This is a genomic window from Dyella sp. SG562 (assembly GCF_011759495.1).
GTDB lineage: Bacteria > Pseudomonadota > Gammaproteobacteria > Xanthomonadales > Rhodanobacteraceae > Dyella_D > Dyella_D marensis.
Window position 1 is genome coordinate 57,099 of the sequence record NZ_JAAOYS010000009.1, and the last position, 13,154, is coordinate 70,252.

The 13,154-nt window shown below is 68.5% G+C and carries 12 protein-coding genes; 6 read left to right on the plus strand and 6 right to left on the minus strand.

The genetic code is table 11. From position 1 onward, the window contains the following. Window positions 1–213 precede the first annotated feature (213 nt). Window positions 214–1,452, plus strand: a complete 1,239-nt coding sequence (locus FHW84_RS16365) for a serine hydrolase domain-containing protein (protein WP_168647976.1) — start codon at window positions 214–216, stop codon at window positions 1,450–1,452. Between the two features lie 126 nt (window positions 1,453–1,578). Here the strand turns inward: FHW84_RS16365 and FHW84_RS16370 are convergent, their stop codons facing one another. The 4 genes from FHW84_RS16370 to gcvT all read right to left on the minus strand — a co-directional run bounded on the left by FHW84_RS16370 (window position 1,579) and on the right by gcvT (window position 5,622). After that, window positions 1,579–2,607, minus strand: coding sequence for an energy transducer TonB (locus FHW84_RS16370; RefSeq protein ID WP_167257049.1), 1,029 nt, complete (start codon window positions 2,605–2,607; stop codon window positions 1,579–1,581). A gap of 354 nt (window positions 2,608–2,961) precedes the next feature. Beyond that, window positions 2,962–3,516, minus strand: coding sequence for a met regulon transcriptional regulator MetJ (metJ, locus tag FHW84_RS23485; RefSeq protein WP_167257050.1), 555 nt, complete (start codon window positions 3,514–3,516; stop codon window positions 2,962–2,964). Window positions 3,517–4,021: 505 nt separating this feature from the next. Next, the gene (gcvH, locus tag FHW84_RS16380; protein ID WP_167257051.1) at window positions 4,022–4,417 is read right to left on the minus strand and encodes a glycine cleavage system protein GcvH; all 396 of its coding nucleotides are present in this window, start codon (window positions 4,415–4,417) and stop codon (window positions 4,022–4,024) included. A 104-nt stretch (window positions 4,418–4,521) separates the two neighbouring features. After that, the gene (gene gcvT / locus FHW84_RS16385; RefSeq protein ID WP_167257052.1) at window positions 4,522–5,622 is read right to left on the minus strand and encodes a glycine cleavage system aminomethyltransferase GcvT; all 1,101 of its coding nucleotides are present in this window, start codon (window positions 5,620–5,622) and stop codon (window positions 4,522–4,524) included. 192 nt (window positions 5,623–5,814) lie between these two features. Here gcvT and FHW84_RS16390 point away from each other — a divergent pair, with 192 nt between their 5' ends. The 4 genes from FHW84_RS16390 to FHW84_RS16405 are packed head-to-tail and all read left to right on the plus strand — an operon-like array spanning window position 5,815 to window position 9,332. Further along, entirely contained in the window at window positions 5,815–6,960 is a 1,146-nt protein-coding gene (locus tag FHW84_RS16390) for an ABC transporter permease (protein WP_167257053.1), read from the plus strand. Beyond that, window positions 6,957–7,769 (plus strand): ATP-binding cassette domain-containing protein, encoded by an 813-nt coding sequence (locus tag FHW84_RS16395; RefSeq protein ID WP_343203612.1) that lies wholly within the window; start codon window positions 6,957–6,959, stop codon window positions 7,767–7,769. The genes FHW84_RS16390 and FHW84_RS16395 overlap by 4 nt, the downstream gene beginning before the upstream one ends. Before the next feature lies 1 nt (window position 7,770). Beyond that, window positions 7,771–8,709 carry an MlaD family protein gene (locus FHW84_RS16400; protein WP_167257054.1) on the plus strand — a complete coding sequence of 313 codons (939 nt, stop codon included), beginning with the start codon at window positions 7,771–7,773 and terminating at the stop codon, window positions 8,707–8,709. Beyond that, window positions 8,706–9,332, plus strand: a complete 627-nt coding sequence (locus tag FHW84_RS16405) for an ABC-type transport auxiliary lipoprotein family protein (protein ID WP_167257055.1) — start codon at window positions 8,706–8,708, stop codon at window positions 9,330–9,332. Before FHW84_RS16400 ends, FHW84_RS16405 begins: the two co-directional genes overlap by 4 nt. Window positions 9,333–9,336: 4 nt before the next feature. Here FHW84_RS16405 and FHW84_RS16410 read toward each other — a convergent pair whose 3' ends face one another. After that, the gene (locus FHW84_RS16410; protein WP_167257056.1) at window positions 9,337–9,954 is read right to left on the minus strand and encodes an alpha-ketoglutarate-dependent dioxygenase AlkB; all 618 of its coding nucleotides are present in this window, start codon (window positions 9,952–9,954) and stop codon (window positions 9,337–9,339) included. Next, window positions 9,951–11,360 (minus strand): amidase, encoded by a 1,410-nt coding sequence (locus FHW84_RS16415; RefSeq protein ID WP_167257057.1) that lies wholly within the window; start codon window positions 11,358–11,360, stop codon window positions 9,951–9,953. Before FHW84_RS16415 ends, FHW84_RS16410 begins: the two co-directional genes overlap by 4 nt. Window positions 11,361–11,538: 178 nt before the next feature. On the opposite strand from FHW84_RS16415, the gene FHW84_RS16420 reads away from it, so the two are divergent. Beyond that, a complete protein-coding gene (locus FHW84_RS16420) occupies window positions 11,539–13,140 on the plus strand; it encodes an electron transfer flavoprotein-ubiquinone oxidoreductase (protein ID WP_167257058.1) in 1,602 nt (533 codons plus the stop codon). Window positions 13,141–13,154: the final 14 nt, after the last annotated feature.

Genomic DNA, 13,154 nt, shown 5'->3' on the forward strand with positions numbered 1-13,154 from the left:
TTTCGCCATCTCTTTCTGTTGATCGCCGGTGTGCTCGGCCTCGCCGGCGGTCCACGCCCCGCCGAAGCCGCGTCCGCGCCGGCTCAGGCCGGCTTATCTCAGGCCAGTCCATCTCAAGCCAGCTCGCCCCAGGCCACCTTGCCCCACGGTGCCTTGCCCCAGGTCGCGATTCCTTCGCAGGTGACGCCGCCGCCGACCCAGCCGCAGGTGTCCATGCAGAGCGCGAATCCCGCGCCGCAGCACCTGCCGGACGATCGGATCAAGGCCACCGTCGCCGCCTACCAGGACTGGCTGCAGAAGCTCGACGAACGCCACGCCGTCGCCGGCCTGGCCACCGCGATCGTGGTGGACAACAAAGTGGTGTACGAGCACACGCTGGGTTACGCCAACGCCAGCACGCAGGAGCCGATCACGCCGGAGACGGTGTTCCGCCTCGCCTCGCTGTCCAAGGCCTTCGCCACCGCGGTGGCCGGCGTGCTGGTGAACGACGGTCGCTTCAGCTGGGACACCAGGCTGGCCGACGTGCTGCCGTTCTTCAAGCTCAAGGACGCCGCGGCCGCCGAGAAGGCCACCGTGCGCGACATCCTCGGCCAGCGCCTGGGCCTGCCGCGCAACACCTACGACAACATGCTCGAAGGCGACGTGCCCTACGAGGAGCTGGTGCGCCGGCTCGACGAAGTGAAGATGACCTGCGGCGTCGGCCAGTGCTATGGCTATCAGAACGTGGCCTTCAGCATGATCGGCGACGTGATCTACGGCATGACCGGCGACTTCTTCTACCGCCAGGTCGACAAGCGCATCTTCTTCCCGCTCGGCATGAAGACCGCCAGCTACGGCCGCGAGGCGCTGGAGAACAGCGCGAGCTGGGCGCGCCCGCACCGCCCCGCCGGTGCCGGCACCTGGCGTCCGTTCGAGCCGAAGGAGGCCTACTACCGCGTGGCCCCCGCCGCCGGCGTCAACGCCAGCCTGCGCGACATGGAGCAGTGGCTGGTGGCGCAGATGGGCGGCCGTCCGGACGTCCTTCCGCCCAGGCTGCTGGAAACCCTGCACGCGCCGGAAGTGAGCACGCCGGTGGAGCTGCGCTCAACCCCGTGGCGCCGCGAGCGGCTGACCGAGGCCTCGTACGCGCTCGGCTGGCGCGTGTTCCAGTACGGCGGCGAGACGCTGATCTTCCATGCGGGCGCGGTCGAGGGTTACCGCACCATGATCGGTTTCTTTCCGAAGTACCGCACGGGCGTGGTGACGATGTGGAATTCCGCCAGCCCGATGCCGTCCGGCCTGATGCCGATGGTGTTCGACAGCATGCTGGGCCTGGAGCACGTGGACTGGGCCGGCGTGGAGAGCGATGCACCGGTGGTCGCGGCGGCCAAGTCGACCGGCAAGGGCAAGCTCAAGGCGCGCAAGAGCGGCGGCACCAAGGCCGCATCGAGCAAGCGCGGGCATCGGCGCTGAGCTGGTAGCCGCGGATCCGCAGAAGGCGCCCTGGTGGCGCCTTTTTTGTCGGCCGCGCACGCAACCCGCGCGCAAAAAAAGAGGCGCCGCAATGCGGCGCCTCCTTCGTCTGCCGGTCGCCCGGCCTTACAGCTTGAACTCGATGCGCTGGCGCTTGGTCGATGCCACCGGCGTGCCGTCCTGGGTCGCCGGCTGGTACTTCCAGCGGCTCACCGCGTCGATCGCCGCGCGGTCGAACACGTGGCGCGGCTGCGCGTCGACCACCTTCACGTCGCTGACGTCGCCGCCGGTCGTGATGGTGAACGACAGCTCCACCCAGCCTTCCTGGTTGGAACGCATCGCCGCGGTCGGATAGCGCGGCGCGGTGTTCTTCACCAGCACCGCGCCATGCGTCGCCGCATCGCTGGGTGCGGCGGCCGCCGGTGCCGCGACCTGCGGCTGGCGGGCGGCTTCGGCCTGCTGCTGCTGCGCCTGGCGCGCCTGCGCCACGCGCGCCTGCTCGGCGGCGGCGGCCTGCTGGGTCTTCAGTTCGGCCTGGCGGTCGGCTTCGGCCTTGTCCGCGGCGGCCTTCTGGGCGGCCAATTGCGCCTGCTTCTCCTTGTCGGCGGCCAGCTGCTGTTCGCGGTCGAGCAGCTTGCGCTGGGCGTCCAGCTTGGAGCGCAGGATGGTCAGCGTGTAGTTGGCCGGATCCGCCTTGGCCAGCAGGTCGATCTGGCGCTGCGCATCGTTGAAGTCGCGCTGGTTGATGGCCTGCTCGGCCGCGTTGGCGGCGAACGGGAAGGTTTCGCGCAGCGCGTCAGTGGCCACCTGGTTGCCGGGCTGCTTCTGCAGCACCTTCTGGTAGAACTCGAACGCATTGTTGCCGGCCGGCGCGAGCAGGCGCTGCTCGTTCATGGCGCGGCGCGCTTCGGCGAGCAGCTGATTGACGCTCATCGCCTCCACGTTCGCCGGCGGCGGCGCCGCTTCCGTACCGGCCGAGACCGGCGTGGACGGATGGCCGCCGTTGTCCGCCTGCATCAGGTCCTGATGCGGTTTGATGATGAGGAACCAGGCCGCTGCCGCCAACACGACGACGACCACCAGGACGGCTATGACAATGGGCTGGATAGCCCCGCGCGCGTGCGTGCGCGCATGACGTATGTATCGGGTATCCATGGTCTCTCGCTGAGTGTCATCAGATACCCGCGCTTTTTCCCCCTGTGTACCCAGGAGCGGCGGACCCCCCGGCCTGCCGCGGCGCGGATACGCGAAAGGTAACCGCAATGCAGCACTACGGCAAATCGCGCTTAATTTCACGGTGCTGGAAGGGGGAATGCGCTAGCAGCGGCCGGCCGGATGGCGACGGAAAACGGACGTCCGGACCCTGTGGGCGCGTGCGCCGGCCATTTCCATACCCCTGAAACGAAGCGTCCCGGCACGAAGGCCGGGACGAAAACTTTTTCGAAGTGCCCCTCCCTGCGCTGGGCACCGCAGGGAGAGAAAATCGAGGTAAAGCTTTTTTAGTCGTGCTTACTTCTTGGCAGCCTTGGGCTTGGCCGTCTTGGTGGCCTTGACCACCTTGGCAGCGGCAGCCTTCTTCACGGTGCGCTTCTTGGCAACCTTCTTGGCGGCCTTCTTGGCAACCTTCTTCACGGCGACCTTCTTGACGGACGCCTTCTTGGCAGCAGCCGGACGCTTGCGCGCGGCAGCCTTCTTCGCAGTCTTCTTGACGGCCTTCTTGGCGGCCGGCTTCTTCGCGACCGGACGCTTGGTAGCGGCCTTCTTCGCGGTGGTCTTCTTGGCAGCCTTCTTGGCGGCCGGTTTCTTCGCAGCTTTCTTGGCAGTGGCCATAGTTCGTCTCAGCTCCTCATCAGTTGGCAGTGGTTGCCCAGTAAAAGCATGTAGGAACGCCTCAACCAGCAGATCGCTGTTGGTGGCGTGCCTTAAATTGTTCACTTGACGACGGGTACGTTCGTCCGACAGCAGCCGCAAAACGTGGACCGGAATGGAGACGGTGATCTTGCGTACCGCTCCGGCTTTCTCGCCGTGTTCCACATACGGCTTGATGAACTTCGATGGTGCCATAACGCCTGTTCCCCGTTATCTGGTGCGAAAACTATTCCCGATTATTTCGGCTGTCAATTGATTTCAACCGGGAATTCAATCCGGCCGACCTGCCGCATCCACCCCGAAAGCCCCGTCCCACAAGGCTCCGCGGGTCCGGAATGGATTATCCGTTTGGACGTCCATACGGCCATACGAGAAAATCGGAAAAAATCAAAAACCGGCCTAAATCCCGCATAAAACGCGCTATTCCGCGCCACTCGCTCATAATCGCGTGAGCCAATCAAGCTGAACGCCTAACCCCTTGGCGAGCAAGGGCTTAGACCCCTCGCGGGGGTGTTTTCGGGTGGATGAACGAATTTCGACCGGAGGCCCCTCGGCGACCCTTCCGACCCGCCCGAGGGCCGCCATCCCCCCGCGACCGGCTCCGTCGAGCTCCTCGATCGAGCTCCCCGCGCGAGCCGCCTCACACAAACCGACGGCCGCTTGCGCGGCCGTCGTTCGATCCACTTTCGCGCATTCGCGATCAGTGGTCTTCGTTCTCCAGCTGCTCGGCATACGCGTCGGCGTCGAGCAGTTCGTTGAGCTCGGCGCGATCGCTCGGCTTCACCACGAACAGCCAGCCTTCGCCGTAGGCGTCTTCGTTGATGGTCTCGGGCGAGTCGGCCAGCGCCTCGTTGACCTCGACGATCTCGCCGGACACCGGCGTGTAGATGTCGGAAGCGGCCTTGACCGATTCCACCGTCGCCACGCCATGGCCGACCTGCACGCTGGCGCCGACTTCGGGCAGCTCCACGTACACCACATCGCCGAGCTGGCCCTGGGCATGGTCGGAGATGCCCACGCGGACGTTGCCGTTGTCTTCGGCGCGAGCCCACTCGTGGGACTTGAGGAATTTCAGATCGCCGGGAATCTCGCTCATGATCGGGTCCAGTCCTGGGTTGAAGGAGGTTGGGTGGTATGGGGGTCAGACGATGCGCGGCATTCTAAGCCGCTTCGCCGGAAGGGCAACACTCGGCCGCCGCTTCAGATGCCTTCGCAGGGCTTGCCGTCGCGCACGAACGGGTACTTCACCACGCGTACCGGCACCTCGCGGCCGCGGATGTCCACCCGCACCTCGCCAGGATCGCCGGCCGGAATGCGCGCGAACGCCACCGCCTTGTTGAGCGTCGGCGCGAAGCTGCCGGACAGGATCTCGCCCTCGCCGTTGGCGGTGAGCACCTTCTGGCCGTGGCGCAGCACGCCCTTCTCGTCCAGCACCAGGCCGACCATCACGCGCTTCACGCCGGCGGCCTTCTGCGCTTCCAGCGCCTTGCGGCCGATGAAGTCGCGGCCTTCGTCCAGTGCGATGGTCCAGCCGAGGTTGGCTTCCCACGGGCTGACGGTCTCGTCCATGTCCTGGCCGTAGAGGTTCATGCCGGCTTCCAGCCGCAGCGTGTCGCGCGCGCCGAGGCCCGCCGGCTTCACGCCGGCCGCCGCCAGTGCCTCCCACAGCGCGACGGCGTGCTCTTCCGGCACCAGGATCTCGAAGCCGTCCTCGCCGGTGTAGCCGGTGCGGGCGATGAACAGCGGCATGCCGTGCGGCCCCTGCGCCGCGGCGGCGACGAACTTGCCGAGCTTGCGGATGCGCTCGCGGTCCACCTCGTGCAGCAGGCCGATCGTCTTGTCGCGGGCGTTCGGACCCTGCACGGCGATCATGGAGAAGTCCGGCCGCTCCTTCACCTCGACGGCGAAAGCCTTGGCCTGCTGCTCGATCCAGGCCAGGTCCTTGGCGCGGGTGGCGGCGTTCACCACCAGGCGGAAGTGCGCGTCGTCGAAGAAATACACGATCAGGTCGTCGATCACCCCGCCCTGCTCGTCCAGCATGCAGGAGTACAGCGCCTTGCCCTGCACCTTCAGCTTGTCCACGTTGTTGGCCAGCAGGTGGCGCAGGAACTCCCGGGTGCGCGCGCCGTGCAGGTCGACCACGGTCATGTGCGAGACGTCGAACATGCCGGCGTCCTGGCGCACCGCGTGGTGCTCCTCGATCTGCGAGCCGTAGTTGATGGGCATGTCCCAGCCGCCGAAATCGACCATGCGCGCGCCGAGCGCGCGGTGGGTGGCATTGAGTACGGTCTTCTCGGTCATCGGAATGCGCCTGGGGAAAAGCCGCATTATCGCCGGGCGCCGCACCGCATTCCAAGCCGCGCCGATGCTGCGATGCGGCGGCAGGTACGCGGCCGCATGGACGTCCGCGACGATTTCGCCACCCTTCCGTACGCGGCTGCTTCACGGCGCCGCGCATACAAAACACGGCGCTGCCCTATAAGATCGTTCTTCATGAGTCCATCGACCGCGACAGGAAGCGCCGAACTCGATGCCAGCGCGCAACCGCCGCGGCTGCGCGTCGCCGGCGACTGGACCCTGGCCCACTACGCCGCACTCGAACGCCGCGTCGATGCCTTCGCCGCCCCGCTGCCGCAAGGCACGCAGATCGACCTCGCCGGCCTTTCGGCGCTGGATACCGCCGGCGCCTCGCTGCTGGTGCGCCTGCTCGGCACCGACCGCGTCGCCGAACTGGCGCAGGCCGACGGACTGCCGCCCGCGCGGCGCGCCCTGCTCGACACCGTAGGCAAGGCGCTCGACGCCTACCGCACGCCGCAGAAACCGCGCCGCCACCGCTCCGCCATCACCGAAGTGCTGGCGCGCATCGGCCGCGCCATGGACAGCGTGTGGCGCCAGCAGCTGCAGCTGCTGGGTTTCATCGGCATGACCCTGGAGTCGCTGGCGCGCGGCCTGCCGCATCCGCGCCGCTGGCGCGTCACCTCGCTGGTGGCGCACGTGGAGCAGACCGGGCTGGACGCGGTGCCGATCGTGGCCCTGCTCACCTTCATGGTCGGCGCGGTAGTGGCCTTCCTCGGTTCCACCGTGCTGGCCGACTTCGGCGCCACCATCTATACGGTGGACCTGATCGCGTTTTCCTTCCTGCGCGAATTCGGCGTGCTGCTCACCGCCATCCTGATGGCCGGCCGCACTGCCAGCGCCTTTACCGCGCAGATCGGCTCGATGAAGGCCAACGAGGAGATCGACGCGATCCGCGCGCTCGGGCTGGATCCAGTGGAACTGCTGGTGCTGCCGCGCGTGCTGGCCCTGCTGGTCTCGCTGCCGATGCTCACCTTCCTGGCCATGCTGTCGGGCCTGGCCGGCGGCGCGGTGGTATGCGCGCTCACCCTGGATATCTCGCCGACCATGTTCCTGACCCTGTTCAAGGCCGACATCGGCGTGCGCCATTTCCTGGTCGGCCTGTCCAAGGCGCCGGTCTTCGCCTTCCTGATCGCGGTGATCGGCTGCCTGGAAGGCTTCAAGGTCAGCGGCAGCGCGCAGTCGGTGGGCGAGCACACCACCTCCAGCGTGGTGCAGTCGATCTTCGTGGTGATCCTGCTGGACGCCGTGGCCGCGCTGTTCTTCATGGAGATGAACTGGTGAACGCCGTCGCGCAGCGGACCGCAGCGCAGGAAGACGTGATCCAGGTGCGCGACCTGGTCAACCGCTTCGGCGCGCAGGCCGTGCACGAGCACCTGGACCTGGACGTGCGCCGCGGCGAGATCCTCGGCGTGGTCGGCGGCTCGGGCACCGGCAAGTCGGTCTTGCTGCGCACCATCGTCGGCCTGCGCCGGCCCACCTCCGGACAGGTGCAGGTGTTCGGCCAGGACCTGCTGCGCTTGCCGCAGGAACAACGCTCGCGCATCGAGCGGCGCTTCGGCGTGCTGTTCCAGAACGGCGCGCTGTTCTCGTCGCAGAATGTGGTCGAGAACATCGCCATGCCGCTGATCGAGCACGCGGGCCTGAAGCGGCCGGATGCCGAGGCGCTGGGCGCGGTGAAGCTGGCCCTGGCCGGGCTGCCGCAGGGCACCGAACATAAATATCCGTCCGAGCTTTCCGGCGGCATGGTCAAGCGCGCGGCGCTGGCGCGTGCGCTGGCGCTGGATCCGGAGATCCTGTTCCTGGACGAACCCACGGCGGGCCTGGACCCGATCAGCGCGGCCGCGTTCGACCAGCTGATCCTGACCTTGCGCGACGCGCTCGGCCTCACCGTGTTCCTGGTCACCCACGACCTGGACACGCTCTACACCATCTGCGACCGCGTGGCCGTGCTGTCGCAGAAGAAGGTGCTGGTGTGCGACCGGCTGGAAGCAGTCGCGCAGAACCCCGACCCCTGGGTCCAGTCGTATTTCCATGGCCCGCGCGGCCGTGCCGCGCTCGATGCCGCGGAAAAGACGCAAGAGGTGAAGTGAGATGGAAACCCGCGCTCATCACGTATTGATCGGCCTGTTCACCGTGATCGTGGTGGCGGCCGCCCTGCTGTTCGGCCTGTGGCTGGCCAAGTCCAGCACCGACCGCCAGTTCGCCGAATACCAGATCGTATTCAACGAGGCGGTCAGCGGCCTCTCGCAGGGCAGCGCCGTGCAGTACAACGGCATCAAGGTCGGCGACGTCAACCAGCTCAAGCTCGACCCGAAGGACCCGCGCCGCGTGCTGGCGCGCATCCGCCTGGGCGCCGACACGCCGATCAAGCAGGACACCCGCGCCAAGCTCGCGCTCACCGGCGTCACCGGCATGGCGGTGATCCAGCTCAGCGGCGGTTCGCCCGGCAGCCCCGCGCTCACCGCGCCGGACGGCGGCCTGCCGGTGATCGTGGCCGACCCTTCGCCGCTCAGCAAACTGCTGTCCAATGGCGAGGACGTGATGACCAATATCAACGACGTGGTCTCGCGCGCCAGCCAGCTGATGTCCGACGAGAACGTGGCGCGCATCAGCCGCACGCTCGACCACCTGGACAAGGCCACCGGCGCGGTAGCCGACCAGCGCGACGATATCCGCGCCCTGCTCAGCCAGCTGGCCCTGGCCAGCAAGCAGGCCACCGCCACCCTGGAACAGACCGAGCAGCTGGCGCGCAGCGCCAACGGCCTGGTCGACCAGCAGGGCCGCGCCACGCTGGAAAGCGCGCGCAATGCGATGGCCTCGCTGGAGCGTTCCACCGCGGCGATCGACCGCCTGCTCAACGACAACCGCGCTTCGCTCGACGGCGGCATGCAAGGCCTGGGCGAACTGGGCCCGGCGGTACGCGAACTGCGCGACGCCGCCAATTCGCTGCGCGGCATCACCCGCAAGCTCGACGACAACCCGGCCGGCTTCCTGCTCGGCCGCGACCGCAGCAAGGAGTTCGTGCCATGACGCGTGCCCTGACGACCGCCGCCCGCCGCGCCCCGCTGCTGGCGGCCCTGCTCGCCATCGCCGCCTGCTCGGTGCTGCCGAAGGCCGAATCGCCGGATGTCTACCGGCTGCCCGCCGCGCCGCTGCCGCCGGCCCAGGCCGGCGCGGTGAACTGGTCGCTGCGGGTGGATACGCCGCAGGCCGAGCGCATGCTCGACAGCGCGCGCATCGCGGTACTGCCCGAAGGCGATGTGGTCAGCGTGTACAAGGGCGCGCGCTGGAGCGACCGCGTGCCCGTGCTGCTGCGCAATCGCCTGCTCGAAGGTTTCCGCAACGACGGCCGCATCGCCGCGCTGAGCAGCGACGACACCAACCTGCAGGCCGACTACGTGCTCAGCGCCGACCTCACCGCGTTCCAGTCGGAGTACCGCGGCAAGCAGCCGGTGGTGGTGCTGCGCTACGACGCGCGGCTGGTGCGCAACAGCGGGCTGAAGATCGTCGCGGCGCGCCGCTTCGAGGTCACCCAGCCGGTGAACGGCACCGGCGTGCCGCAGGTGGTGGCGGCGTTCGGCCAGGCCGGCGATGCGCTGGCGGCGCAGGTGGTGGGCTGGACGCTGGAACAGCGCGCGGCGGCACGCGACTGACCGCTCAGCGGCGCGCGTCGATCCAGCGGAAGGTAAGGTTGATGCGCGGGCCGACTGCCGCCGAAGTGCGCGGCAATGAGTGCTGGTAGTTCCGCTGCGTTTCGCCCGACATGCACAGCAGGCTGCCATGTGGCAGTTCCAGGCCGCGCACGTCGCGCGGGCTGGCATCTTTCGCGCGCGGACGCAGGCAGAAGCGCCGCTCCGCGCCCAGGCTCACCGAGGCGATCACCGGCCGCGGCCCCAGCTCCGGCTCGTCGTCGCTATGCCAACCCATCGCATCGCGCCCGTCGCGGTAGAGATTGGCCAGCACGCTGTTGAAGCGTGCGCCGCAGGCCTGCTGCACGCGCCAGCGCAGCGAGGCCAGTGCTTCGGTCCACGGGTGAGGCTCGAAGCGGGTGCGCGAATAAACATAGGTGGCGTCGGGGTCGCCGACCCAGCAGCTCAGGCGCGGCGAATCCACCTCGCGCCCGAACATGCGGATGCGGTGCACCTCCCAGGCGATCGAACCGCGCAGTTCCTCCAGCAAGCTGTCCGCTTCGTCCTGCGCCAGCCAGTGCGGAAGCAGGCACAGTTCCGCGCCCGGCAACGGGATCGGCTGCCATGGCTGCGCAAACAAGGTCATGCGAGCGGACGCGGCTCCACGGGGTAGACCGGCTCCGCATCGAGCGTCGCCGCGCACACCTCGGCCAGCTCCAGCAGGCGCAGATCCGAACCGCGCGCGCCGACCAGCTGCATGCCCACCGGCATGCCGTCCGGCAGCGTGCCCATCGGAATGCTCACCGCCGGACAGCCGGCGAGGCTGGCGAAGCTGGTCAGGTCGGCCTGCGAATCCGGCACCGCGCCGCCCAGCGGGAACGCGCCCTGCGGCGTGGTCGGCAGCACCAGCACGTCGACCTGGGCGAACAGGCGGCGCATCTTCAGCGTGGCCGCGTCCAGCACGCGGTCGGCCACGGCGTAATCGGCCGCGCTCTTGGTGGCGGCGTAGGAAAGCATGTGGCGGAAGCGTTCCGACGGCGGATGCGCGCGGTCTTCCAGGTCGGCGGCGAAGGTGCTGAGCATCTCCGCTTCCATCAGGAACAGGCCGGCGCGGCGGGTGCGGGCGAAGTCCCAGTCGGTGAAGTCCACCGCGCGGCGTTCGCCCAGTTCGCGCGGCAGGCGCGACAGCGCGTCTTCGAACACGTCGATCACCGCCGGCTCCACGCCCACCGCGGCGAGGTCCGGCAGCAGGCCGCAGCGCAGGTTGCCCGGCTCCCAGTCCGGCGGCGCGAAGGCCACGCGGCGGCGGCGCGAGCGCGCATCGTCGGCGTCGTAGCCGGCCAGCACCTGCAGCAGCACGGTCAGGTCGTTGGCGCTGCGCGCCAGCAGGCCCACCGCATCCAGGCGACGCGCCGCGGGCACCAGGCCGCGCGCGGAGATTTCGCCGTGGGTGGGCTTCAGCGCGTATACGCCGCAATAGCTGGCGGGGATGCGGATCGAGCCGAGGCTGTCCGAACCGATCGCCGCCACCGCCAGGCCCGAAGCCACCGCCGCGGCCGCGCCGCCGGAGGAGCCGCCGGCGGTATAGCCATGGCGATGCGGGTTGTGGGTGGGGCCGTAGTGCGGATTGTCGGTGGCCGCGCCCAGCGCGCCCTCGTCCATATTGGTCTTGCCCAGCAGCACCGCGCCGGAAGCGCGCAGCCGCGCCACCGCATGGGCGTCGCCTTCCGCCGCCTGCGCGCGGCCCGGCAGGCCGGCGCGGGTGGGCCAGCCGGCCACGTCGAAGTTGTCCTTGATCGCCACCGGCAGGCCGTCGAGCCGGCCCAGCACGCCGTCGCGGCGGCGATGCTGCGCGGCGCGCGCCTGTTCGCGCAGCAGGCCGGGGCTCAAGCCCACGAAGGCATTGAGCTGCGGGTTCAAGCGTTCGATCGCTTCCTGGTAGACCTCGGCCAGCCCCTCCGGCTGGACCCGCCCGGCGGCCAGCCAGTGCAGGAGTTGGCAAAGCGTGGCGCGACGCTGGTCACGGTCGGAGATCGGCGGCAACTGATTCATGAACTCTCCCTGGTGGCGGGATCGATTATCGATGGCGCGGGTTAAGCGTTTGCAAGCGGTGCTGCACCATGCGTTGCCGCACAGTGCACGAAACCGGACAATGGCGCGCTGAGATGGCCCCGGCCACCTCGCCACAGCCAGCACACCACCAGCCAGCCAGAACCTTCCGGAGCGACCGATGAGCGAACGCGAAATCATGGAATACGACGTCGTCGTCGTGGGCGCGGGCCCCGCCGGCCTGTCGTTCGCGATCCGGCTCAAGCAGCTCAAGCCCGACGTAAGCGTGTGCGTGATCGAGAAGGCCTCGACCATCGGCGCGCAGATCCTGTCCGGCGCCGTGATCGAACCGCAGCCGCTGGATGCGCTGCTGCCCGGCTGGCGCGACAACCCGCCGCCGATCTGCGTGCCGGCCGTGGAAGACGAGTTCTGGCTGCTCAGCAAGACCGGCCACCGCAGCCTGCCGATCCCGCCAGGCATGCACAACAAGGGCAACTTCATCGTCTCGCTGGGCGCCATGTGCGCCTGGCTGGCGCCGCAGGCCGAAGCGCTGGGCGTGGACGTGTTCCCAGGCTTTGCCGCCGCCGACAACATCTACGACGAACATGGCGCCGTCGCCGGCGTGCGCATCGGCGACATGGGCGTGGCGAAGGACGGCTCGCACAAGCCCGGCTATACCCAGGGCATCGACATCAAGGCCAAGGTCACCGTGCTGGCCGAAGGCGCGCGCGGCAGCCTCACCAAGCAGCTGATCAAGCGCTTCGAGCTGGACAAGGACAGCGACCCGCAGGGCTACTCCATCGGCATCAAGGAGCTGTGGCAACTGCCGCCCGGCCGCGTCACCCCCGGCAAGATCGTGCACAGCTTCGGCTGGCCGGCCGACAGCCACACCTACGGCGGCAGCTTCCTGTATCACCTGGACAAGGACCGCGTGGCGCTGGGCTACGTCAGCGGCCTGGACTACAGCGACCCGAACTACCAGCCGTGGGAAGCCTTCCAGCAGTGGAAGAACCACCCGTCGATGAAGCCGCTGCTGGAAGGCGGCAGCATCCTGTCGGCCGGCGCGCGCGCCATCGTCACCGGCGGCTGGCAGTCGCTGCCGAAGCTGGAGATGCCCGGCGCCCTGCTGATCGGCGACACCGCCGGCCTGCTCAACGTGCCGAAGATCAAGGGCACGCACCAGGCGATCCGCAGCGGCATGCTCGCCGCCGAACATCTCGCCGCCAGCGCATTGAACCCGGCCGGCTTCGACGCGAAGCTGCGCGGCTCGGACGTGATGGCGGAACTCAAGAAGGTCCGCAACATCAAGCCCGCCTTCAAGAAGGGCCTGTGGTTCGGCATGCTCAACGCCGCCTGGGAAACCGTCACCGGCGGCGCCTCGCCGTGGACGCTCAAGAACAAGTCCGACTGGTCGTCGCTGCACAAGCTCGGCCAGCAGGAAGAACCCAAGCGCGACTACGTGCAGCGCGAACTGCCGCCGCGCGACCGCCTGGCCGGCGTGTACTTCGCCGCCACCGAGCACGACGAAGACCAGCCCGTGCACCTGCGCGTGGCCGACACCTCGATCTGCGTGACCAGGTGCGCCGAGGAATACGGCAACCCCTGCCAGCGCTTCTGCCCCGCCAACGTCTACGAGATCGTGCAGGACGAAGCCGGCAAGCGGCTGCAGATCAACGCCGCCAACTGCGTGCACTGCAAGACCTGCGACATCAAGGACCCGTACCAGATCATCAACTGGGTCACTCCCGAGGGCGGTTCGGGCCCGAACTACCAGAACCTCTGAGCGGAACGAGGGTA

Bases quoted from the DNA above. Each gene is read 5' to 3' on its own strand.
- FHW84_RS16365 (WP_168647976.1), top strand. From the start codon at position 214: ATGCAGAGCGCGAATCCCGCGCCGCAGCACCTGCCGGACGATCGGATC.
- FHW84_RS16370 (WP_167257049.1), bottom strand. From the start codon at position 2,607: ATGGATACCCGATACATACGTCATGCGCGCACGCACGCGCGCGGGGCT.
- metJ (WP_167257050.1), bottom strand. From the start codon at position 3,516: ATGGCACCATCGAAGTTCATCAAGCCGTATGTGGAACACGGCGAGAAA.
- gcvH (WP_167257051.1), bottom strand. From the start codon at position 4,417: ATGAGCGAGATTCCCGGCGATCTGAAATTCCTCAAGTCCCACGAGTGG.
- gcvT (WP_167257052.1), bottom strand. From the start codon at position 5,622: ATGACCGAGAAGACCGTACTCAATGCCACCCACCGCGCGCTCGGCGCG.
- FHW84_RS16390 (WP_167257053.1), top strand. From the start codon at position 5,815: ATGAGTCCATCGACCGCGACAGGAAGCGCCGAACTCGATGCCAGCGCG.
- FHW84_RS16400 (WP_167257054.1), top strand. From the start codon at position 7,771: ATGGAAACCCGCGCTCATCACGTATTGATCGGCCTGTTCACCGTGATC.
- FHW84_RS16405 (WP_167257055.1), top strand. From the start codon at position 8,706: ATGACGCGTGCCCTGACGACCGCCGCCCGCCGCGCCCCGCTGCTGGCG.
- FHW84_RS16410 (WP_167257056.1), bottom strand. From the start codon at position 9,954: ATGACCTTGTTTGCGCAGCCATGGCAGCCGATCCCGTTGCCGGGCGCG.
- FHW84_RS16415 (WP_167257057.1), bottom strand. From the start codon at position 11,360: ATGAATCAGTTGCCGCCGATCTCCGACCGTGACCAGCGTCGCGCCACG.
- FHW84_RS16420 (WP_167257058.1), top strand. From the start codon at position 11,539: ATGAGCGAACGCGAAATCATGGAATACGACGTCGTCGTCGTGGGCGCG.